Here is a 21,311-nt window from a genome sequence, read left to right as displayed (position 1 = left end):
TTATATGTCCAATGAAATGAATAAATTCTGGTGAATCTTACCTAATAAGGCGACTGATAACTATTTTTATTTAATTCTGTTATCAGAAAACGGGTGTTGATATCATGCCCGACATCGTTGTGATACAAGGAGTTGCAAGCGTGTCGAAATCTCACCTCGCCTGGTTAGGGGGCGGTGTTCTCAGTGTTTGTCTTTTTTCGATGATATCAATGTCGGTTGGAGCAGGGGAGTATGGCGCAGCAGACGCTTTTGCGTACTATTTGTCTGCAATCATCCCATCCTCTTCAATGCATCCGTCAGAACATATGACAATGGTGATGGACACCCTACGCTTGCCACGCACACTGTGCGCACTGTTGGTCGGTGTTAGCCTATCATTGGCGGCGTCATTACTCCAAAGCGCGACCCGTAACCCACTGGCAGAGCCAGGCTTGCTGGGTGTGAATGCCGGCGCAGTGCTAGGGCTGGTCACCGGCTTGACTTATTTTGGCGTCGAATCTGCATTGGGATATCTCGTCTGGTCTGGATTAGGCGCGTTGGCGGGCAATGTGTTGGTCTTACTTGTTAGCCAAGTGGTGGGGAAGTCCAGTCCACTCAAGCTGATTTTGGTCGGGGTCGCGATGAATGCCACCTTTGGTGGGGTATCCAATTACCTTTTACTGTCAAACCAAGTGGTCTTAGATCAGTTTCGGTTTTGGAACCTCGGCTCGCTGGCGGCTGCGGACATGACGGCGATGATACTGATCTCTCCCTTTATGCTCGCTGCCATCGCGTTGACATTCTTACTGGCGCGTCAGCTCACCATGATGCAGCTTGGCGAGCAGCAGGCACAATCGCTTGGCATTAATACCTATTGGGTGCGAGTGGGGGTGTTACTGGCGTCTACTCTGTTTACCGCTTGCGCCATTTCTGTGGCTGGGCCGATCAGCTTTGTTGGTTTTCTCGCCGCTTATTGTGCCCGCATGGTCGAGCCCGTTCGCTTGTCTCTCCAGGTTATCTTCTCGGCGCTATTCGGTATTTGTTTTATCTTGCTTGCCGATATCTTGGCGCGTTGGATCATTCAGCCTTATGAAATGCCAAGTGGCGTGTTGTTGGCAATGATAGGCGCGCCGGTGTTGATAGGTGTGGTACGACGTGGCGGGTTTCGCGCATTGCTGGCCGTTAAGTAGGAGCAAGTAGTATGGAAAAAATGGTTACTCAGGCTCGGCAAATAGCGGACGATTCATCAAGCAATCAAACGCCGCGCCACATACCAAACGGAAAATGGCTATGGCAGTTTGGTCATTACACAATGCTTATCGAACGCCGACCGTTGTGCATAAGCATACTAATGATGCTGATTCTCGTAGCGATAAGTTTGCTGGCTGTAAGTATTGGCTCGGCCAAGCTGACGCCCTGGCTGGCGTTTAAATCCTTATTCGGCGAGTCGAGTCGCATGGCAGAAATCATGGTGTTTAACATTCGCCTGCCGCGTGTGGTTGCGGTGTTAGTTGCTGGCGCGGCGATGGGTTTGTCGGGGTGTATGATCCAAACCTTAGTGCGCAACCGGCTTGCAACCCCTGATATGGTCGGTGTCAATGAGGGGGCGACATTAGCCATCACGTTTTTTACCCTTTATATCACATTGGGAGCTTGGCCATGGTGGGCGGCTCCCTTGGGGGCAATGTTTGCTGCATTCATGTTGTATACATTGTGCCGACACCCTGGAGAGCAAGGATACCTGTTTGTGGTGATTGGTATTGGTGTTTCTGAGCTCATGCGGGCTGTGGGTGAGTTTCTGATGTCGACGGAGTCCATTGTGCATGTCAGCAGTGTATATTTTTGGACCATGGGAAACTTTGTGGGTCAGGGGTACAGTGTTAGCGTGCCGGTGGCGTGCCTATTACTATTATTGACCCCGGCCGTGATTTACTTTTCCCGCCAGTTGGATGTGCTGCGGCTGGGTCTTCCTACCGCCCAGAGCCTGGGGGTAAACATCAGCCGTGTGCAGATAGCCATTCTACTGTTAGCGATTGTGACTGCCGCGTTGGGAACCGCAATTGGTGGTCCCGTGGTGTTTATCGCCATGGCTGCGCCTATTATTGCGACTTACCTACTTAAGGGGCGTGTCGTCCCACTTTGGACAGCAGCAATACTCGGCGCGCTGCTACTTTTGGTGAGCGATACATTGGTCAGGGTCTTAGCCGATCCCCACGAAGTCGCGACAGGGATCATGACCCGTATTCTAGGTGGCATCATGCTATTTGTGTTTTTACTGCGAGATAAAGGGCAGGCAGATTAATGACAGCATTATCGATGACAGGTGTCGGGTTTTCTTATGAGAAAAAAACGATCCTCAAAGATGTTTCATTCAACTTGAGTAAAGGCAAGTTGGTAGGAATTGTTGGCCCGAATGGGGGTGGCAAATCTACCTTGCTCAAGATGATGGCTAAGCACCTCGTGCCGCAGCAAGGCGTAATTACTCTGAACGGACAACCCTTGTCGGATTATTCGATGAAAGCGCTGGCCAAAGCGCTGGCATTTCTACCCCAGCAGCCGATCAGTCCGGCTGGGATCACGGTTGAACAGCTCGTGCAGTACGGGCGACATCCTCACCAAGGTTGGTTCAATCAATGGAGTGATGAAGACGCGGTTCAAGTCAGCAACGCCATCGGTAAAATGAAATTGAATGGTTTGCTCAAGCAACCCATGACAAGTTTATCGGGGGGGCAACGTCAACGGGCTTGGCTAGCAATGATTTTGGCGCAAGACACAGAGGTTATTCTGCTTGATGAGCCGACCAGCGCATTAGATATTGGCCATCAAATCGAAGTGATGGAGAGCATTCACCAAATGGTGGCGATGGGTAAAACCGTGGTGCTAGTTATCCATGACCTTGCGGCGGCGGCGCGTTACTGTGATGAACTGATCGCCATAGGTGGTCAAGGTATTGTGGCGACAGGGCCAGTGACGGATGTGATCACTGAGCCGATGATCAACAAGCTCTACAATACCCAGGTGGATATCCTCAACGCGCCTTTCGATGATGCCCCGGTCATCGTCCCACGGCGTCAAGCCGCGTATAGCATTGATTAATTTATGTTTTCACGAGTAGATTGGCGAACAATGAAAGCCAGCTGTTGAAGCTGGCAGTGGTCAATCAAACGCGCGTTTGCGGTCGTACGGCTACGCCTCTAGCATGCGTTGGCGACTAAAGGATCCGAGTGTCTTTGACGGCGAACATTAACGGCAGTGGCGAGCATGTCTAGCATGGTCTCAGTATCTTTCCAGCCGAGACAAGCATCTGTGATTGATTGCCCAAAGGTCATCTCTTTCGATATCTCTTGCCGACCTTCAACCAGGAAACTTTCCGCCATAATGGCGTTAATGCCATGATTTCCGTTGCTAATCTGACGACATAGCTCTTCGGCGACAAGCAGCTGGCGTTGGAATTGCTTCAGACTGTTGCCGTGACTACAGTCGATCATTAAGCCTGTATTTATTCCTTTGTCTTGCAGTTGTAGCAAGGCATTACTGATATCTGTTTCGCTGTAATTGGGAGTTTTACCACCTCGTAAGATTAAATGACAGTCGGGGTTACCGGTGCTGTTCACCGCATAAAGCTGTCCATCTTGACCTGTCGCGGTGTAACGATGGGAGTGGTTGCTGGCAATAATGGCATCCATCGCCACACTAATATTTCCGTCAGTGCCATTTTTAAAACCGATTGGACAAGGGAGTCCAGAGCTTTGCTGACGATGGGGTTGAGATTCCGTCGTTCTCGCGCCAATGGCGCCCCAGCTCATTAAATCAGCGAGATAAGTAAAGCTGGTGGTATCGAGAAACTCCGTCGCAGTTGGTAGCCCCAGCGCATTGATATCAACCAGCAACGCTCTAGCTTGCCGAAGCCCCTTGCCGATTTTATCGCTGCCATCCAAATCGGGATCAAACAGCAATCCTTTCCAACCAACAGAGGTCCGTGGCTTTTCAAAGTAGGTTCGCATCACTACAACCAATTGATCCTGGTAGCGCTCGACATAACGAGCCAGTAGCTTGGCGTACTCTAGCGCTGCCGCTGGATCATGAATTGAGCAAGGGCCGATAACGACCAACAAACGATCATCGCGACCATGTAAAACCTCTCTTATTGTACGTCGAGAGTGATCAATGTGTTCGCTTAGTGTGTCTGGGCAGGGGATGTCGGTTGCAAGTGCAGCCGGTTTAGGCAGTGCCTGCCACGAATGGGCGCGGATCACTGAAGGGTCAATAGCCATTATTTGTTCCTTGTTTGTCATCATGAGATGACACCACTCTTGTGCTTCAAAGCGCCATTACAGACTAATGGATAAATAATCTATATTGTTATAATTATCATCAAGATATGCTCACCGCGCTCGCGGTCTCAAACAAGTGTTACTGATGAAATGATATCTATTCGCGTTTGATTATACACAAACTCATCAGCGATAAAAGAGCAAATATTTGCCTCAGCGATGTTGCTTTCCTACATTATCCTACAGCGCTGAAGTGCCCCTTTTCTTGGCAACTCTTCGCTCTAAAGCGAAAAATGCAATTCATAACAGTCAGTCGGGGATTCAACCGCGAAGTGCAACACTCTCGTTTGCAGCTAATGATGATTGTGACATTTATTGTGAGGAGTGTGTTCCGTTTTGATGGTTTTTCTAGCAATGAATAGGCTGTGGTATTAGCCTTTTTATTTCTCTAGCGAAAGCAGGTGCGTGATAATTTTGATTCTAAGCCTCACTAGTATCAAGGCCTTCAGGGTATTTCACTAACTAGCGCATCTTTCATTTCTTTATATTTTAAGCTGTCTTTTATTGGTGTTGGCTCAGGTTCTCACGTTGACAGTATTTTTACTTGGAGGTATATTTCTATGCGCATAAATTCAGTGATTTATGCTTATAAATGAACGCTTCAGCCCAATGTCGTTTAATTTTTATAATACGTCTTTAGGATCTAAATAGAATGAACAAAAAAAGTCTGTGTGAAAAAGGGTGTTTTTTGTTGGTGGTGAGCCTGTTTGCTAACGCTTCATATGCGCAAGAATGGTTAGAGGGTGTTTATATCAATCAAGAAAAAGACTCTCTTATGGAAGAGGTGGTCTTCTGCAAAGATGGTAAAGCATATGCAGGTATGTCACCTCGAAACTATGAAATGACGACTAAGAACGATGAAAGATTCGTTGTTCTGAAGTCAAATGGTGTGTTCACTTTTAAAGTATCTGATGACAATAAAGAGTTGTTCCCTGTCGATAGTTTCACCAAAAACTGGTTTACAGAAAAAACACTTCTTCTAGATAATGATCGAAAAGACACTTGTAGATAGTAAAGGTTATCTTCCACGAGCCATACCAAAATATACAACCAGATCAAACACTTTGATTAGACTGTTTTTACTTCTGATAACCTTTTAGACTAAATACTTTGCTTTATTATAGGAAATATAATGACTAATGAAATTACTGAGAGTCCGATTAAAGTGGTTCAGTTCTCGCGTAAGAATTTTATCGCGCAGGTAGTGATAGGTGGACTGATGATTGCTGCAGGTATAGCCTTAAATGTCTTTGTCGCAGCTTTGGGCGGCTTGTCATTTATCTTAATGTCAGTTGCCAATAATAGCATCGATCATTTAAGATTTTATCAAGATCGTATGGAAATAAAGCTATTAGCTCTTCGCTCTAGAGATACAATTTTTAACAAAGATATATCGGATGTGCAAGTAGAGTCCAATGTTGTGATCTTGACCGTTAAAGAGAGCGAGAAGCAAAAGAAAATCCCCTTAGGTTATTTTTCCGAAGAGGATAAAAAAGAAATAGTCGCTTACTGCGAAGGTATAAAAAATGATGCTTTACGGGGTTAATGCCTCTCGTGCACTTTGCTCGTCAACGACAGATATTATGCATTGTTAATAATGGTGAAACATGAAAATATGCCCAGAAATCGAAGTATCGAACGCGCAGCATGAGGCTATTCAAGCGCTTAGAAACAAGGCATTTCCTGACCATCAAGTTTCCCGTTCTTACCATAAGCAGCTTCTCCACATGCGGGCTTTGCAGTACCACGACAATCAACTGATTGGTTATATGGGGCTGGATTATAGGGTCGTGAATGTCGGTGGTGAGGTATACAAAGTGTTAGGCGTGAGTGATTTTTGCATCGACAGCGCTTGGCAAAGAAAAGGGATTGGCTCGGGTATGCTGGCGCAACTGGCTGACTATGCACGAGATAAAGATGTTGATTTCATTATTCTTATTTCTGATCTGCACGATTTTTATGTGGCCAATGGCTTTCAGCTCGTCGAGTCACATGCCTCTTGGCTACGCATTCATGAACATACAAATTATGGCGTTGCGGTCGAGTATGTTGATGAATTGTACGTTAAACCGATGAAAGATAAATCATGGCCTGCAGGGCATATGGATTGGCTTGGGTATATGTATTAATGCCATAGGTATAAGTAGCTTATGCCGCGTAAGAGGGGGGTTAGTCGTTTTTTGTGTTGTGTGCTGGGCGTTGCTCAAATCCCACTTGATCACGTCCATTGTTCTTCGCCCAATATAGGCGTTGATCCGCCAAGTGGACAAGATAGTCAGGCGAGATGTCTGGCGTACACTCAATGGTCGCAACCCCCAAACTAGCGGTAACATGACGAGCGGCGTTGGATCTGCCGTGGGGAATACCGAGTGCTGCGATCGACGCTTTAATCGTCATCGCAATCGATACGGCGTCTGCATGCTGGGTTTCCGGTAAAATACAACTAAATTCCTCGCCACCATATCTCGCGGCCAAATCTTGTGGACGCTTGAGGCTTTGTTGAATCACCTCGCCAACTGCCTTTAGGCATCTATCGCCTGCCAAGTGACCATAGGTGTCATTGAAGTGCTTAAAGTAATCTAAATCGATCATGATCAGCGACATAGAGGCGTTTATCCGCTTGAGCCTTTGATATTCGCCGTCGAGCACGTTATCAAAGCGGCGGCGGTTCGCTAAGCCAGTGAGGGCATCGGTAATACTCAGCGTTTCAAGCTTGTCACGAGCTATTTTGAGCTCGGAAAGGTAGTTTAGTTGATCCCAATAGGTGCGAAGTGTAAATAAGGCGAGTAACCACAACACAATCAGCGCTCCCACAGCGACTCTCACCTGATGACGCCAATCTGCCTGCCAATGCTGGTCTGCTTCCCCGACTACGGCATAAAAGGGGAGCCCCTCGACTTTACGAATACTGAATAAACGTGGCACGCCATCTATTGGCGAGGTGGCGCGAAAGCTCTTGTCGGTTTGTCCGGATGTGATAAAAGCCTCAACGATAGGATCATCAATGAGTTTACCCAAGGTTTCCGGCTTAGCGGGCTTTCTTGCCAATAATCGAAGGTTTTTGTCAGTGATAGCGACCACGTCCAGGGGATCTATGGAAATATGCTCGACCCATTTAGAGAAAAAGGTGAGATCAACGCCCACCGCGGCAAACCCTTTGAAGCCTGGCTGCTCGGGCAAAAGCTCACGCGTCTGTGTGATGTTTAGTGGGCCGGTCGTACTTTTAAATGCGTTGGAGACAAATGTATCTCGATCAGGGAAATCGCGCAGTGCTCGGCAATAGTCTCGGTGACTTCCATCCCACCCTAGTTCGTCACTATTGGCATGGGTAATGATACAGTGTTGATCAAAAAGGCCGGCGAGAATGACATTAGGGACGGTGTTCATTTTGGAGACAACAAGCTCTGTTAGTTGCTGATGTGCCTGCAAATCTTTGGGCGGATAGACGAGATCCTCAGGCTCAACATGCCCTAGTATATCTCTTAATAAATAGTCGGTGATTTGAAATGAGCCATCGATCCATTCGGCGATCAAAAAACTCACGCCTTCGACGCGCCCACGGGCTTTATCTTCTTCTTGTTGTAACGAGCGCATTAAGCCCATTGTTGCGACTGCACCGAGAAGCAAGCAAAAAACCACACAAAAAATCAGACTGCTCTTTCGGTTGGACACTAATCACACTGCTCCTTTGTTCACAAATTTAACTATAGGAGCCGCTACTTCGGTTGTCGACAAGGCTGAATAGACGCGCGCCTGCAGCTGTCGGCAGGCGCGATCGTAGCGTCTTGATGTGATTGGTAGACTGGGCGCTCTTTTATTGCATCACCGTAAACGACTCGTAAGGGGCCAGTTTATAGGTGGTGCTTAACTGTTTAACCGGATCCATGTTGTAGCTGAGGCAAGTTAGGGGCTTATCGCGCCAGTGATCGGGGAGGGTGATGGCTTGTTTTTGCTCGCTAAAGTTGCTGACCACCAAAACACGGTGGGTGTCGTCGAAACGCTCGTAAGCGATGACATCCGAATGGTCTTCCGCCACAGGCGCAAACTGGCCGTGTACGATCACTGGATATTGCTTGCGCAGCTTAATCAGTTCACGGTAGTGATAAAGCACTGAGCCGCTATTTTCAGTCGCCCGTGCCACATTGATGGTGGTGTAGTTAGGATTAACCGGTAACCATGGCGTCCCTTGGGTAAAGCCTGCCTGCGGCGCGTTCTCCCATTGCATCGGGGTGCGGGCGTTATCGCGACTGTTTTGGTATACCGCCTCTATCATGGTGTCTGAATCCACGCCTTCTGCAACACGCAAGTCGTAAAAATTGCGGGTTTCGATGTCTTGATAATCGTCGATAGACGGGAAGGCGACATTGGTCATCGCAATCTCTTCCCCTTGGTAGATATACGGCGTACCTTTCATCAAGTGCAAGGTCGTGGCGAGCATTTTTGCCGAGCGGGTCCGATATTGGCCGTCGTGACCAAACTTGGATACGGCGCGAGGCAAATCATGGTTGTTCCAAAATAGTGAGTTCCAACCGCTATCGGCCAGCGCTTGTTGCCATTTGAACAGTACCTGTTTGAGGGCGGCGACATCCAGCGGCACGGGCTGCCATTTATCGCCGTCTTTCCAGGTAGCGGTAATGTGTTCAAATTGGAACACCATGGAGAGTTCATTGCGTTCCGGTGCGCTGTAAAGCTTGGCAATCTCGGGCGTTGCGCCCCATGTTTCGCCGACGGTAAGCAAGTCTTTGCCGCCAAATGTGGCCCGATTCATGGCCTGTAGCAGTGGGTGAAGGCGCGGCCCGTTGCCAGTGATGCCTTTATCGATTTCTTTACCAATTAAATCAATCACATCAAGGCGGAATCCGCCAATGCCTTTGTCAATCCACCAGTTCATCATTTTATACACGGCGTCATGGACGGCGGGGTTTTCCCAGTTCAGATCGGGCTGGCGTTTGGAGAACAAGTGAAAGTAATACTGCTCGGTGTTTGGCTCCCATTGCCATGCGCTGCCACCAAAAATTGAGCCTTGATCATCGGGTGCACTGCCATCGGGTTTGGCATCGCGCCAAATGTAAAAGTCGCGATAAGGACTGTTTTTGTCGTGAAGCGCGGCTTGGAACCAAGGGTGTTCGTCGGAGGTATGGTTCACCACCAAATCCATCACGATTTTGATGCCAAGCGCGCCGGCTTTATCAATTAAGCGCGTCATGTCTTCCATGGTGCCAAATTCAGGCGCGATCGCGCAGTAATCGGAAATGTCATAGCCATTGTCATCCATCGGCGATTGGTACACCGGCGATAGCCATAACACATTGACGCCGAGCCAATGTAAGTAATCGAGTTTCTCGATAATTCCGTTAAGATCACCAATGCCATCACCATTGGTGTCGTAAAAACTGCGTGGGTAGATTTGATAAACAACGGCATCATGCCACCAAGCGTTCTGCATACCGATTACCTCTTATCGACAATAAAAATCCTCAAAGCCTCAGCTTGAGATGTGGCCAACAGCCTAGCGCGCGGGCGGTGCCAAGAAAAATAGGCGTGACGCTTGTTGATATAACCGATTGGCTATAGGTAAAGTGATAATAGGTGAAAAATATGCGTTATGATTGAATCACGTATCTTGACTAGGCTATAAAGTAAGCCATTAAACTGTGAGTGGGGGCGGTATGGATGTAGAAAAAGTTGCTGGCTACTTTATTGCAGTGGTTGAGGCTGGGGGTATTAAAGCGGCTGCGTTGCAGTTAGGGATCAGCCAACCTTCATTGACGGCACAGATCCAAAAGCTGGAGCAACGTCTCGCATGTCAGTTATTGGTCCGTCATCCTCGTGGCGTCAGTATGACAGCCGCAGGAGAGCTTTATTATCAGCATGCCACCGCACAGCATGCTGCGCGGCAGCGACTTCATGCCCAGCTTCATGCTTTGCAAGCGCGTGAAGCGGGACAAATAAAGCTTGGCACTGGGGAGGCGTGGTGGCCCTTGTTTGTCAAACCGGCAGTGCTTGAGTATCAAGCGGATCGTCAGTGTGCCGTCCATATTGAATTCGGTAACCGTTTGGCATTAATGGCGTCGCTACTCAGTGGCGATGTGGATGTATTTGTCGGTCATGAAATTGACGATTTGGTTGCGAGCCAGCAAGTGCGCTTTATGCCGTTGTTTCAGGATACGGAAAGCTATTATGTGGCTGATAACCATCCGCTACTCACAGACACATCCGTCAGCATCGGCTCTCAGCGCCTAAGTGATTGGCCTTTGATGCGTGTCACGCCTGATCATGCCCGGCATGCGCATTTGCTGGCGAACCCCATCAGCCCAACGACGCACGTCAACCAAGTGGTGTTTGATGTTGATGCCCTCAGTCCCGGTATTGACTTACTACACGACACTCAGGCGGTGATGCCCTATACCAGTCGAGCCCAGATGTATCTGGCGAGTCAGGGGGTAAAAGTGTTGGGTGCTCACCCGAGTAAGAGAGGTAACGTCGGTTTATATACCTTGCGCAATGAGCGGAATGAAAAAGTCGACGCGCTGATCCAGCAGCTGTGTGAGGCGGCTCATCAGATGGACACTTCGCCATGTCATACCAGTTAGGGTAAAGCTTATTGGTTAAGAAAGTGCTAGACTAAGTCGCCTTTGTCGCACACTGTCTGTGTCGTGCTGGCTGCGAATGTAGGGATTAGCTAGCCGATTCAGGGTGTTCCAGTGGTGACATCGATGAAATCAATAGGTAGCGCCAATTACCAATTTGGCCTTAGCGCTGCTAATTTGTGGCGCAAATCACATGCAGTACCTTTATTATCAAAGGAAAGATGATGGTAATTCCAGAAAACAGCAGTATTGTTATTTTTGGTGCATCTGGCGATCTGACCTTCCGTAAGCTGATCCCAGCCCTGTACCACTTATATGCGAACAAACAGATGCCTGCGTCTTTCGCGATTCTAGGCGCAAGCCGCACCTTCTACAGTGACGAGTCATTTCGCGATAAACTACGTCACTCCATGCAAGAGCTTGAAGAGACCGATCCTGCCACGCTCGACGCCTTTATGGCGCATGTTCACTATCAATCATTTAATATCTCTGACACCAACGAATATGGTGCGTTGACAAGCCGCTTGGATGCGCTTTCTGACCAATATGGCTTTACTCAGCGCAATACGCTTTTCTACCTCGCGACTCCACCGAAGCTGTATAACTTTATTCCTGCCTGCCTGGCAGCGCATGGCCTCAATGATGAGAGCAACGGTTGGAAACGCTTGGTGGTTGAAAAGCCGTTTGGTTATGACTTAGCCTCCGCGCGTCAGCTCGACAAAGACATTCATGCTTATTTTGCCGAGCATCAGATCTATCGTATTGACCATTACTTAGGTAAAGAAACGGTGCAAAACCTACTGGTTTTCCGTTTTTCTAATGCGATGTTTGAACCGCTTTGGAACCGTAACTTCATTGACTATGTAGAAATTACGGGGGCTGAAAACCTTGGGGTAGAAGGCCGCGGTGGTTACTACGATCAGTCTGGTGCGGTGCGCGACATGTTCCAAAATCACTTGTTGCAAGTGTTATCGCTCGTGGCGATGGAGCCTCCGGCGCAAATCAATGCTGACGCCATGCGTGATGAAGTATTCAAAGCGTTGCAGTCACTCGAGCCGCTCTCTGAAGACGACTTACACAATAACCTAGTGCTAGGTCAGTACACCGAATCTCACGTGGGTGGTAAGCCACTGCCTAGTTATCGTGATGAGCCAGGTGTGGCGGAAGACTCGCGTACTGAGACCTATGTTGGCCTGAAGATGTTTATCAACAACTGGCGTTGGAATGGGGTGCCGTTTTATGTGCGCACCGGTAAACGCTTGCCAACACGTGTGACCGAAGTGGTGATCCACTTTAAACAAACTCCGCATCCTGTATTTGGTAAAAATGCCCCTGAGAACCGTTTGGTGATCCGCATTCAGCCCGACGAAGGCATCCAAATGAGCTTTGGTCTTAAAGAGCCAGGTGCCGGCTTTAACGCGAAAGCGGTCAATATGGATTTCCATTATACGTCGCTGGAAGAAACCCAGATGCTGACCGCCTATGAACGTTTGTTGCTAGATGCCCTCAAAGGCGATGCGACCTTGTTTGCTCGCAGTGATGCGGTCGAAGCTTGCTGGCAGTTTGTTGAGCCTATTCTGCAGTACAAAGAAAATGACAAAGCCTTGTTTGGCTATGCCTGCGGAACATGGGGACCGAAAGAAGCGGATCAGTTGCTGGAGCGTGATGGCCATGCTTGGCGCTTTCCCTGCAAAAACCTGACTGACACGGAATACTGCGAATTATGATAAATGCCCAAATTTTTGATGATGCCGACGCGGTGGTCAATCATTTAGCCGACGCGATGCAAGCGCTCAGCGCGCAAGATCGTGCTGTACACATTTCGCTTTCTGGCGGCAGCACGCCCAAAATGCTGTTTAAGCGTTTAGCCAGTGATGATTATGCCAATGCGATTCAGTGGCAAAACCTGCATTTTTGGTGGGGCGATGAACGCTGTGTGGCACCGGATGATGCCGAGAGTAACTTCGGCGAAGCCAATAAGCTGCTGTTTAGCCACATTCGCATTCCGGAAGAAAACATTCACCGCATTCGGGGTGAGGAGGATCCGGACGTGGAAGCGGCGCGCTTTAGTGCGGAAATGCAAGCCTTGATCCCAAGCGAAAACGGCACGCCTGTGTTTGATTGGATTTTGCTGGGCGTCGGTGGCGATGGCCATACGGCCTCACTGTTCCCGCACGATCCTCAGTATGACAATACCGCGCTCGCGCTGGTGGCTTCGCATCCAGAGTCGGGGCAAAAGCGTGTATCAAAAACCGCCCGTGTGCTGCGCGCGGCGAAGAAAATCAGTTATCTGGTGTTGGGTGAAGGTAAGCAAGCGATCGTGCATGAGATCGCCACACACGAGCCTACCCAACTGCCATATCCTGCCGCCAATATCCGTAGTGCCAAAGGCACCACGGAATGGGTACTCGATGCCGCGGCAGCAAAAAAATTACCAGAACAGAATTAATGGAGAGCACGATGAAAGGTGATATCGGCGTAATTGGTTTGGCGGTCATGGGCCAAAACCTGATCCTTAACATGAACGACAACGGCTTTAAAGTGGTGGCGCATAACCGTACCGCGGCCAAAGTCGATGAATTTCTGGAAGGCCCAGCGAAGGACACCAACATTGTTGGCGCTTACTCGTTAGAAGAGCTGGTTGAAAAGCTCGAAAAACCACGCAAAGTGATGCTGATGGTTCGTGCAGGCACCGTTGTAGATACCTTTATCGACAAACTGACGCCACTGCTTGATGAAGGCGACATCATTATTGATGGCGGTAATACCAACTACCCAGATACCAACCGTCGCGTGGCAGCACTGCGTGAAAAAGGCATTCACTTTATTGGTGCTGGTGTCTCTGGCGGTGAAGAAGGCGCACGTTTCGGGCCGTCAATTATGCCAGGCGGCTCAGAAGAAGCATGGCCAGCTGTTAAACCTATCTTCCAAGGTATCGCAGCAAAAACAGATAGCGGCGAGCCATGTTGTGACTGGGTCGGTCGTGACGGCGCGGGCCACTTTGTGAAAATGGTGCACAACGGTATCGAGTATGGCGACATGCAGCTGATCACCGAAGCGTATCAGTTCATGAAAGACGGCCTTGGCATGAGCCATGACGAGATGCAGCAGGTGTTTACCGACTGGAATAAAACCGAGCTGGATAGCTATTTAATTGAAATCACCGCAGACATTTTGGGCTATAAAGACCAAGACGGTGAGCCATTGGTTGAGAAAATTCTCGACACTGCAGGCCAAAAAGGCACCGGCAAATGGACCGGCATCAACGCGCTGGATCTTGGCATTCCGCTCACTCTGATTTCTGAGTCGGTCTTCTCTCGTTGCCTGTCGGCACTTAAAGATCAGCGTGTCGCGGCAGAGAAGCTGTTTGAAAAACACATCCAGCCGGTTGAAGGCGATAAGGCCGAGTGGGTTGATGCGCTGCGTCAAGCGCTGCTGGCGTCAAAAATTATCTCTTACGCGCAAGGTTTTATGCTGATGCGTGAAGCGTCTAACGAGAATGGCTGGGATCTTAACTACGGTAACGTCGCACTGATGTGGCGCGGTGGCTGTATTATCCGTTCGGCCTTCTTGGGTAACATCCGTGATGCGTTTGATAAGGATCCTAACTTGGCCTTCTTGGGCTCAGATGCGTACTTTAAAGGGATCTTGGATAACTGCTTGGCGGCATGGCGTAAAGTGGCAGCGAAATCGATGGAAACCGGTATCCCAATGCCATGTACTACCTCAGCGCTGACCTTCTTGGATGGCTACACCACGGCACGCTTGCCCGCGAACTTGCTGCAAGCACAGCGTGACTACTTCGGTGCCCACACCTATGAGCGTCTTGATCAGCCGCGCGGTGAGTTCTTCCACACCAACTGGACAGGCACCGGCGGTAATACCGCGTCTACCACGTACGACGTGTAACGTTACAGACTAAGTCACTGTCCATAGCAATAAATAGAAAAGGGATGCGCTGGCATCCCTTTTTGTTGGCATAAGTAAAAAACTCACTTAGCATAGGCAAAAAAGGAGACCCTATGCCGCGTCCTAAAATGCCCCGCCGTATCTGCGGGAAACCCCATACCAACTGTTTTAAACCCAACGCCATTCCACTCAGTGAGCTAGAGACGGTGACCATTGGTTTGGATGAGTTCGAAGCCATGCGTCTTGTTGATCATCAGGGTATGCAGCAACTGCAAGCGGCGGAAGTCATGGGCGTATCTCGTCAAACGTTAGCCAACCTGGTTAAACGCGCCCGCGCCAAAACCACCGCCTGCCTTGTAGAAGGCAAAGCCTTGGTGTTTGAGTCAGAAGAGTCGTGTTAGGTTAGCCATCTACAAAAACAAGATCTGTGCTGCGTGTGACTCACCAAGGTGCTTTTATGGTTTACTAAACTGTAATTTCACGTCAATGATTGCCGTGAAAATAGGTATTTTTAAACCAATACTTCCATTTAGTTATTGTCATTCATCATGCGGCTTAGCAAGGATGCGCGCGTGTTCGAAAAAGCATTCTGTCGCGCGACGTTGCAGCTTGACGCGAATACTCTCGATGTCTTGACGCAACTTTCCTCATTTTTCTCTCACAGAATAGTTTGCATATGCCACAAATAAAGCGTATTTTTTGCATATGCTATTTATATAAAGAGAGAACGGAAGATGACAATTGCTATTGCGATGAACCAAGACCGCCCTGCGGGACATTTTATGAAGGCCGAGCACTTTGCGCTGTTTGACGACGATGGCCAAGCACTCGTTCAGTTCGCCAACCCACGTGTAACAGAAGGTTGCGGTGCCAAAAACGCCTTGATAGCGAAGCTGAAAGCTAACCAAGTAACACGTGTGGTGACTCGTCATATTGGCGAGCATGCGTTAGCGGGATTACTTGATGCTGGCTTACATGTTTATCAGTTAACCAATGGTCGCCTAAATCCCACCCAGTGGTTGTCGCCTGCGTACTGGCAACCGCTTACGGATGCGAGTCAAGGACGGCCGGCGTTGCAGCGAATGAAGCAGCAAAAACCACAACAACAGAACGCCACTTGTCACTCAGAGCGTGGGAAAGGTTGTGGCGCGCAAGGCCGCCGTTTAGGTCATCAACATCGAGGGTGTGGTAAGCGGCAAGGTAAAGGCGGTCGCGCGAGTGGAAAGGGTTGTGGTTGCCATGAGTGAATTACGCGTGATGCCGCCACGGTCGCATCATCAGTGTGTGGCTTGCAGTGACAATGGGCTGTTTAATCTTAGATTTTACCAAGACGATGAAACTGCAGTGAGCGCAAAAGTATGGTTAGAAAGCACTTGGCAGGGGTATCAAGATCAGCTACACGGTGGGGTGATTGCCACGCTTTTAGATGCGGCGTTGACCCATTGTACCTTTTTGTTTGCCCCGCAAAGTGTGACAGCGTCACTTAATATTCGCTATCACCATCCAGTGCCCGTTGCCGTTGAGGCTGAGATACGTGCTTGGTGTGTGAAAGCAAAACATGGAATGAGTCAGTTGGAGGCAACGCTCACCGTTGCGGGCACTGTGTGTGCCAGTGCAACGGCAAGCTTTATGCGAATGCGTGCGTCAAAAACTAGCTAACGGCGCGGCGCAGGCGATCATGCACGGCAAGCCATGCTTCGCCATGAGGAGGCTGGGCGAGCCAGATCTCATCGACGCCGAGTTGATCGGCTTGGGCAAGTTGGTGATATAACGCTTGCCCGTAGCGTGCAGCGTCATCCGGCATGGCAATACATACCAGATTATCCCGTGTTGGGGCGTCGCCAAAGTGAAGCAAGGCCGCTCGTTTTTCAGGATGGGGCGCAGGGAGATCAGACAAGTCCGCAGCCACCATCTGTAACCGGGTGTTGGGTTGGTAATGGCTTCCCACATTGCCGGGCACCACGGTGTCGTGCTGCTCAGGGGCTTCGACTGTTTCACCCAGCACGGCGCTCAGCTCGCTGGCGGTGATTGGACCGGCGCGAAGTACGCGGAATGGACGTTTGGTAAGATCGACTATGGTCGACTCCAGCCCATGCTGGCAAGGGCCGCCATCAATCACCGCGGCGATCTTTCCGCCTAAACCATGCATCACTTGCTCCGCCGTGGTGGGGCTGAGCTTTTTATACGGGTTCGCAGACGGGGCGGCAACAGCAAGCTGATGGGTGGCGAGCAAGTCTAACAACACAGGTTGCGCGGGCACGCGAAGCCCAATGGTATCCAATCCACCCGTGACCACTGGTGAAATATGCTCGGCACGTGGCAACAGCAGTGTCATCGGCCCTGGCCAGAAGGCATTCGCCAGCTTATACGCTTCATCCGGGATCAGCGTTGCCCACTCGGTGATCGATGCGACGTCACCGAGATGCACAATCAAAGGGTGGTTCGCGGGTCGACCCTTGGCGGTAAAAATACCCGCGACGGCGTCTGGATTGCTGGCATCCGCTGCCAAACCGTACACGGTTTCTGTGGGCACCGCGACTTGTTCGCCGGCTTTTAGCAGCTCGGCGGCTTGTGTTAGGTCCGTTGAACACTGCGCTGAGAGAAGTTGCGTTTTCAACGACATGCTCCGTTTTATGTTGCTACGTTCAGGTGATACCACTGACCCGAGCGATCGCGTTGCCAAACTGCACCCTGCGCATCAATTTGCATCAAGTACAGCCAGCCGTGATTCGCCAGCGCGGCTATATCGTCATGGCGTGCAAGTATACTATCAATTGCCTCCCGAGGGGCAGCGATAAATACGCTTAATCGCACTGGCTGGTGGCGATATCGACGACCATCGTGCACGGATTGATGCGATAAGCCAATTCGTAAGTCGCCACCATTCCCTTCAAATACCCCAATGTGGCCACCCACGATGTTGTGTAGCAATTTGTTTCCACTGCCGAATTTTTCCGGTGCGGTGACAGAAGCAAAGTACTGCAGATTGATCCAATTGGTCACCACCATGGGCGCGGTGAGTATGGTTTCAAGCTGGCTAAAGTCACGGTCTTTGTGCATGTCGTAGTCGTGTAAAAAGCTGCGACCTTGCAAATTAACCTGTCGAGACAGAGTGCGCGGGCCCACGATTAACGCCGCGTTGTCACACAGTCCCCACTCAGGACGCATTTGCGCCCAGTCTTTGGCCCGTGTAGCAAAGAAGCGTTTGAGTTTGGATGGCTGGGTTGGTGTTTGATCAAACTGGTTGGCGCGGGTTGCACGTGCTTGTTCGCTTGCAGCGGCCAGCCAAGTTTGCCACTCGGTATGCTCGGGGGCGTGAAAGACATCCAGTGCGTCGGTGGTGGTGTTGTGCATGGCGGCATAAAAACGGGTACTGACGGGAATCGTCACGCCTTGCTTTGCCATGACATCACGTACGTCGGCATCGTTAAGAAGCTGTGCGAGTACACGAACATTCACCTCACCGGTTTGTCCGCCGCAGGCACCACAGTCAAGCCCTGCTACATGAGGGTTGTTACAGGTTTCACTGCCATGACCCACCAACAAGACGGCATCGGCCAGTTGATCAGCAATGCCCATTGCCCGCAAGATACCAGCGCCTAGCTCCGCCTTTTCTTTTGCGCTTAACGGTGTATTGTCACGGGTGAGCGCCCAATCACTGTCAGTATGGCTGAGTCGATTTAGCGGGTTTTCGGTGCCAGAAATGCGTAATGCGCGTTTTAATAGGCTCACTAGCTTCAGCATGCCACCGGCTTCGACCATGCCTAAGTTGGCGGCGGGCGCATCGAGGCTACGCTGCCAGCCGAGCTTGGTCATTCGCAACCAGCGTTCGGGGGTAGCATGAGTTTGTGAGGCGGTGACCGCTGGCGCCAGTAAGCCGGGCAGTTGTGGGCGATGAATATGGCTATCAGTGGGCTGATAGGCAATCGGCAAGCCAAAAAAGCCAGCAAAGCCAAGGGTTTGAATTCGTTCGGATTGCGCTTCTAATGCGCGACGCATTGGCTCAGAGCGCACATCGATACAAAATACAGCCTGAAGCGTGGGGGAGGTGTCGAGCGTGTCGACACTGGCCTGCGCAGATAGGGCGTGTGCCCAAGGGCGCTGCTGACTGATTTCCAGCGCTTGTTGCCAAATCCACAGTGGCGCGAGCTGTTGTTGTGCTTGGTGATACCAATGGCGCACATTCACCGCTTGATGGTGCATGGACTGACGAATATTTGCCCACGCTGCTTCACGGTGTTTAGCAAGCCAGCGTGCCAGCACTGTATCCCACGCGAGTAAAATCGCGAATAGGCCCATGCCATGATCTTGCTGTTCACTGTCACTGAGCTGTTGTTGCCAATCTAACCAGGCTTGCCAGCTTGCCCAACCCGATAAACCGTGCATAAGCGCGTGGCAATAGGCCAAGTTACCGTCTTGGTCGTGAAGAGTCGGTTGCCAAAAGGCGGCGGCTTCAGCGATCAGGGCATCCATTTGGGTGGGCAGAGCGGCGAAATCGGCGAGCAAATCCACGCCAGTGAGGGTTTTAATGCCTTTATCTTGGCTCACCACATCCAACCAGCATTGATAAAGGTGCTCACCGCCTTGGCCTTGAGCATCAAAACGCTGTGGGTACTGGTGATAGAGTGCGAGAAACTGGCTCACTTGCTGCTGGATTTCTTGCTGCCACGATAAACCTTCTTGTGCTTCTCGAGTGCGGTCACACAACTCAGCCAGTGGCTTCCAACGCGGGAGGTCACTGTTATGACTGCGCAGCGCACGCAGACAATCACTTACCGTCAATGCGCTGCCAGAGGTTGAAATGGCCTCGGCAAGGTGTGTTTCACTAATCGGCGATTGCCAATGCGACAGATAGTACGCCGACGACATTAGCGGACAGTGGCCGCTTAACACCGCTTGTTCGGCAAAAACTTGCTCAATGGGGGTAAAGCGTTGCGGCCACCATGGGTTCACCGCAATCATTTGATCCAACGGCCAGCTTGGCGCAATCGCGGCGACCGCTTGCTGTGTGGCATCGCGAAAATCGCTCACATCGAGGGACTCAGGGTATGCAGATACATTGGGCGTTTTCGCAATCATTAACGCGTCTCCTTATGCGGTTGCCAGTGGGTCGTTTGTAGTTGGATTAAAGAAGCACTTGGCCACCATTTGAGTGTTAGGCGCGTCGCCCATTCATCAAGGTAAGCGCCGGCGTTCAGCCAAATAAATAGGCGATTCACCCACGCTTTGTGAGGCCAGTACTGGACCGCCAGTGACAGAGCAAACAGCGCGATAAACAGCACCAGCGCAAAGGCATCGGCAAATAAGTAGGTGGCATTACCGCCCGCGACAAACACAATCAAGCTATGTTTAATGGCGGCGTAGAGTCCGAGCAGGCCAAGTGCAAACACGCTACTGAACAGCACGCGTGTCGGGCGGGCAGCGCCTGGGCGCGTAAAGGCTGGTAATAGCAGCATGGTCATCGCCATCCACAGCAACCAGCCGGCGGCCAAGCTATTTAAAATACCGACACTCAGATGCACGGCGACAATCAAACCGCCTGCGGTGGCCATCGCGGCAAGCCAATGGCAGCGACGGGGGATTGAGGCATCAGCCAGTTGGGTGGCGAGCCAATGATTCACGCCATTGCCGCTGTTGAGGAAAGAGAATGCCTTGTAGAAAGAGTGCGCCAGTAAGTGCAGCAGTGCCAACTCGTAAAGACCTAGGGCGATTTCGACTAACATCAGCCCCATTTGTGCGACGGTCGACCACGCCAGTTTTACCTTAATGCTCACGCGTGTCAGGCTCACCAGCCCCGCCACCAGCGTACTGATGCCTGCGATAACCAGCAGGGCAAGGCTGGCACTGGGGCTCGCCGCGAGCACTGGCGCGAACAGCATCAATAAGATCCCGCCAAGGTTCACAATACCGGCGTGCAATAAGGCAGAGACAGGAGTTGGCGCTTCCACCACTTGAATGAGCCAGCCGTGCAAGGGCAGTTGAGCGCACTTGATAATCGCCACGCCCACCAACATAAAGGCGGCGATGCTTACAGTCAGCGTATGAGGCTGCTGGCTGACTTGAAACATCAATTGGTCAATCTGCGCGGTTTGGTAGTGGAAAAACAACAGTAAAAATGCGCCACCGAGTAGCAATTCGCTAAAGCGGGCGAGCAGCATCTTTTTGTGAGCCGCGAGTTGGGCGCGAGGCCGATGCGGATAGAAAAGAATTAAGCGACCCAATGAGAGGCTAACCGCCACCCAGGCGAGCCAAAACAGCAACAGATGATTGCTGACTAAAACCAACAAGACTGCCGACAAGGTGAGCAGTAAAGAGGAAAGAAAACGGTGTTTGTCGGCTTCACCTGCAAACGCAGTGGCACTGTATCGCCAGATGACACCGCCAAGAAGAGCAACCAGTGCGAGCAGCACCAGTTTGAGCGGGGTGACGAGAAATAGGGATAACATGACTTACCTCACAGCAATAGTTATGAGATACATTGTGAAAACTTACTACAGTT

At 50.5% G+C, this 21,311-nt stretch carries 19 protein-coding genes; 13 read left to right on the top strand and 6 right to left on the bottom strand.

Annotated features, from left to right (window positions below; all coding sequences use genetic code 11):
* The first annotated feature begins 140 nt into the window (after positions 1-140).
* From BZG25_RS00160 to BZG25_RS00150, 3 genes are all read left to right on the top strand, one after another.
* On the top strand, positions 141-1,169 hold the full coding sequence (locus BZG25_RS00160) for an iron ABC transporter permease (protein ID WP_305794066.1): 1,029 nt from the start codon (positions 141-143) through the stop codon (positions 1,167-1,169).
* A 161-nt stretch (positions 1,170-1,330) separates the two neighbouring features.
* On the top strand, positions 1,331-2,281 hold the full coding sequence (locus BZG25_RS00155; protein WP_305794065.1) for an iron chelate uptake ABC transporter family permease subunit: 951 nt from the start codon (positions 1,331-1,333) through the stop codon (positions 2,279-2,281).
* Complete coding sequence (locus BZG25_RS00150; RefSeq protein ID WP_046075793.1) at positions 2,281-3,075, top strand: ABC transporter ATP-binding protein; 795 nt, start codon at positions 2,281-2,283, stop codon at positions 3,073-3,075. The genes BZG25_RS00155 and BZG25_RS00150 overlap by 1 nt, the downstream gene beginning before the upstream one ends.
* 98 nt (positions 3,076-3,173) lie before the next feature.
* Here BZG25_RS00150 and BZG25_RS00145 read toward each other — a convergent pair whose 3' ends face one another.
* Positions 3,174-4,253, bottom strand: a complete 1,080-nt coding sequence (locus BZG25_RS00145) for a 3-deoxy-7-phosphoheptulonate synthase (protein WP_077638267.1) — start codon at positions 4,251-4,253, stop codon at positions 3,174-3,176.
* Between the two features lie 712 nt (positions 4,254-4,965).
* On the opposite strand from BZG25_RS00145, the gene BZG25_RS00140 reads away from it, so the two are divergent.
* The 3 genes from BZG25_RS00140 (at position 4,966) to BZG25_RS00130 (ending at position 6,442) form a co-directional block, all read left to right on the top strand.
* Positions 4,966-5,325, top strand: coding sequence for a hypothetical protein (locus BZG25_RS00140; RefSeq protein WP_046075795.1), 360 nt, complete (start codon positions 4,966-4,968; stop codon positions 5,323-5,325).
* A 120-nt stretch (positions 5,326-5,445) separates the two neighbouring features.
* On the top strand, positions 5,446-5,859 hold the full coding sequence (locus BZG25_RS00135) for a hypothetical protein (protein ID WP_077638266.1): 414 nt from the start codon (positions 5,446-5,448) through the stop codon (positions 5,857-5,859).
* 61 nt (positions 5,860-5,920) lie between these two features.
* A complete protein-coding gene (locus tag BZG25_RS00130) occupies positions 5,921-6,442 on the top strand; it encodes a GNAT family N-acetyltransferase (RefSeq protein WP_077579098.1) in 522 nt (173 codons plus the stop codon).
* Between the two features lie 40 nt (positions 6,443-6,482).
* On the opposite strand, the gene BZG25_RS00125 is transcribed toward BZG25_RS00130, so the two are convergent.
* On the bottom strand, positions 6,483-7,907 hold the full coding sequence (locus BZG25_RS00125) for a diguanylate cyclase (RefSeq protein WP_158010241.1): 1,425 nt from the start codon (positions 7,905-7,907) through the stop codon (positions 6,483-6,485).
* A gap of 220 nt (positions 7,908-8,127) precedes the next feature.
* Positions 8,128-9,759 (bottom strand): alpha-glucosidase, encoded by a 1,632-nt coding sequence (locus BZG25_RS00120; protein WP_077638264.1) that lies wholly within the window; start codon positions 9,757-9,759, stop codon positions 8,128-8,130.
* A 223-nt stretch (positions 9,760-9,982) separates the two neighbouring features.
* On the opposite strand from BZG25_RS00120, the gene BZG25_RS00115 reads away from it, so the two are divergent.
* From BZG25_RS00115 to BZG25_RS00085, 7 genes are all read left to right on the top strand, one after another.
* Positions 9,983-10,906 (top strand): LysR family transcriptional regulator, encoded by a 924-nt coding sequence (locus BZG25_RS00115; protein ID WP_077638263.1) that lies wholly within the window; start codon positions 9,983-9,985, stop codon positions 10,904-10,906.
* 221 nt (positions 10,907-11,127) lie between these two features.
* The gene (zwf, locus tag BZG25_RS00110; RefSeq protein ID WP_077638262.1) at positions 11,128-12,630 is read left to right on the top strand and encodes a glucose-6-phosphate dehydrogenase; all 1,503 of its coding nucleotides are present in this window, start codon (positions 11,128-11,130) and stop codon (positions 12,628-12,630) included.
* A complete protein-coding gene (gene pgl / locus BZG25_RS00105; RefSeq protein ID WP_046075801.1) occupies positions 12,627-13,352 on the top strand; it encodes a 6-phosphogluconolactonase in 726 nt (241 codons plus the stop codon). Before zwf ends, pgl begins: the two co-directional genes overlap by 4 nt.
* 11 nt (positions 13,353-13,363) lie before the next feature.
* Complete coding sequence (gene gnd / locus BZG25_RS00100; protein WP_077638261.1) at positions 13,364-14,812, top strand: decarboxylating NADP(+)-dependent phosphogluconate dehydrogenase; 1,449 nt, start codon at positions 13,364-13,366, stop codon at positions 14,810-14,812.
* Between the two features lie 113 nt (positions 14,813-14,925).
* Positions 14,926-15,213 (top strand): DUF134 domain-containing protein, encoded by a 288-nt coding sequence (locus BZG25_RS00095; protein ID WP_074214694.1) that lies wholly within the window; start codon positions 14,926-14,928, stop codon positions 15,211-15,213.
* A 333-nt stretch (positions 15,214-15,546) separates the two neighbouring features.
* The gene (locus tag BZG25_RS00090; protein ID WP_077638260.1) at positions 15,547-16,059 is read left to right on the top strand and encodes a NifB/NifX family molybdenum-iron cluster-binding protein; all 513 of its coding nucleotides are present in this window, start codon (positions 15,547-15,549) and stop codon (positions 16,057-16,059) included.
* Positions 16,052-16,471: a PaaI family thioesterase gene (locus BZG25_RS00085; RefSeq protein WP_077638259.1), complete on the top strand. Its 420-nt coding sequence runs from the start codon at positions 16,052-16,054 to the stop codon at positions 16,469-16,471. Before BZG25_RS00090 ends, BZG25_RS00085 begins: the two co-directional genes overlap by 8 nt.
* Here the strand turns inward: BZG25_RS00085 and BZG25_RS00080 are convergent.
* Genes BZG25_RS00080 through BZG25_RS00070 form a run of 3 tightly spaced genes read right to left on the bottom strand, consistent with a single transcriptional unit; the run spans position 16,464 to position 21,258 of the window.
* Positions 16,464-17,435, bottom strand: coding sequence for an L-threonylcarbamoyladenylate synthase (locus tag BZG25_RS00080; protein ID WP_077638258.1), 972 nt, complete (start codon positions 17,433-17,435; stop codon positions 16,464-16,466). The genes BZG25_RS00085 and BZG25_RS00080 overlap by 8 nt on opposite strands.
* 8 nt (positions 17,436-17,443) lie before the next feature.
* Entirely contained in the window at positions 17,444-19,891 is a 2,448-nt protein-coding gene (locus tag BZG25_RS00075) for a DUF2309 domain-containing protein (RefSeq protein ID WP_077638257.1), read from the bottom strand.
* Positions 19,891-21,258, bottom strand: coding sequence for an NADH-quinone oxidoreductase subunit L (locus BZG25_RS00070; protein WP_077638256.1), 1,368 nt, complete (start codon positions 21,256-21,258; stop codon positions 19,891-19,893). Before BZG25_RS00070 ends, BZG25_RS00075 begins: the two co-directional genes overlap by 1 nt.
* Positions 21,259-21,311: the final 53 nt, after the last annotated feature.

Origin of the sequence: Salinivibrio sp. ML198 (genome assembly GCF_001996015.1) — a bacterium.
Classification (GTDB): Bacteria; Pseudomonadota; Gammaproteobacteria; order Enterobacterales; family Vibrionaceae; genus Salinivibrio; species Salinivibrio siamensis.
This window is presented reverse-complemented; position numbering and strand designations above follow the sequence as displayed.

Excerpts from the sequence above, each read along its gene's own strand:
- BZG25_RS00115 (WP_077638263.1), top strand. The coding sequence starts at position 9,983 with ATGGATGTAGAAAAAGTTGCTGGCTACTTTATTGCAGTGGTTGAGGCT.
- BZG25_RS00125 (WP_158010241.1), bottom strand. The coding sequence starts at position 7,907 with ATGCGCTCGTTACAACAAGAAGAAGATAAAGCCCGTGGGCGCGTCGAA.
- BZG25_RS00070 (WP_077638256.1), bottom strand. The coding sequence starts at position 21,258 with ATGTTATCCCTATTTCTCGTCACCCCGCTCAAACTGGTGCTGCTCGCA.
- BZG25_RS00135 (WP_077638266.1), top strand. The coding sequence starts at position 5,446 with ATGACTAATGAAATTACTGAGAGTCCGATTAAAGTGGTTCAGTTCTCG.
- BZG25_RS00090 (WP_077638260.1), top strand. The coding sequence starts at position 15,547 with ATGACAATTGCTATTGCGATGAACCAAGACCGCCCTGCGGGACATTTT.
- BZG25_RS00150 (WP_046075793.1), top strand. The coding sequence starts at position 2,281 with ATGACAGCATTATCGATGACAGGTGTCGGGTTTTCTTATGAGAAAAAA.
- zwf (WP_077638262.1), top strand. The coding sequence starts at position 11,128 with ATGGTAATTCCAGAAAACAGCAGTATTGTTATTTTTGGTGCATCTGGC.
- BZG25_RS00155 (WP_305794065.1), top strand. The coding sequence starts at position 1,331 with ATGATGCTGATTCTCGTAGCGATAAGTTTGCTGGCTGTAAGTATTGGC.
- BZG25_RS00085 (WP_077638259.1), top strand. The coding sequence starts at position 16,052 with ATGAGTGAATTACGCGTGATGCCGCCACGGTCGCATCATCAGTGTGTG.
- BZG25_RS00145 (WP_077638267.1), bottom strand. The coding sequence starts at position 4,253 with ATGGCTATTGACCCTTCAGTGATCCGCGCCCATTCGTGGCAGGCACTG.
- BZG25_RS00075 (WP_077638257.1), bottom strand. The coding sequence starts at position 19,891 with ATGATTGCGAAAACGCCCAATGTATCTGCATACCCTGAGTCCCTCGAT.
- BZG25_RS00140 (WP_046075795.1), top strand. The coding sequence starts at position 4,966 with ATGAACAAAAAAAGTCTGTGTGAAAAAGGGTGTTTTTTGTTGGTGGTG.
- BZG25_RS00095 (WP_074214694.1), top strand. The coding sequence starts at position 14,926 with ATGCCGCGTCCTAAAATGCCCCGCCGTATCTGCGGGAAACCCCATACC.
- BZG25_RS00080 (WP_077638258.1), bottom strand. The coding sequence starts at position 17,435 with ATGTCGTTGAAAACGCAACTTCTCTCAGCGCAGTGTTCAACGGACCTA.
- BZG25_RS00130 (WP_077579098.1), top strand. The coding sequence starts at position 5,921 with ATGAAAATATGCCCAGAAATCGAAGTATCGAACGCGCAGCATGAGGCT.
- pgl (WP_046075801.1), top strand. The coding sequence starts at position 12,627 with ATGATAAATGCCCAAATTTTTGATGATGCCGACGCGGTGGTCAATCAT.
- gnd (WP_077638261.1), top strand. The coding sequence starts at position 13,364 with ATGAAAGGTGATATCGGCGTAATTGGTTTGGCGGTCATGGGCCAAAAC.
- BZG25_RS00120 (WP_077638264.1), bottom strand. The coding sequence starts at position 9,759 with ATGCAGAACGCTTGGTGGCATGATGCCGTTGTTTATCAAATCTACCCA.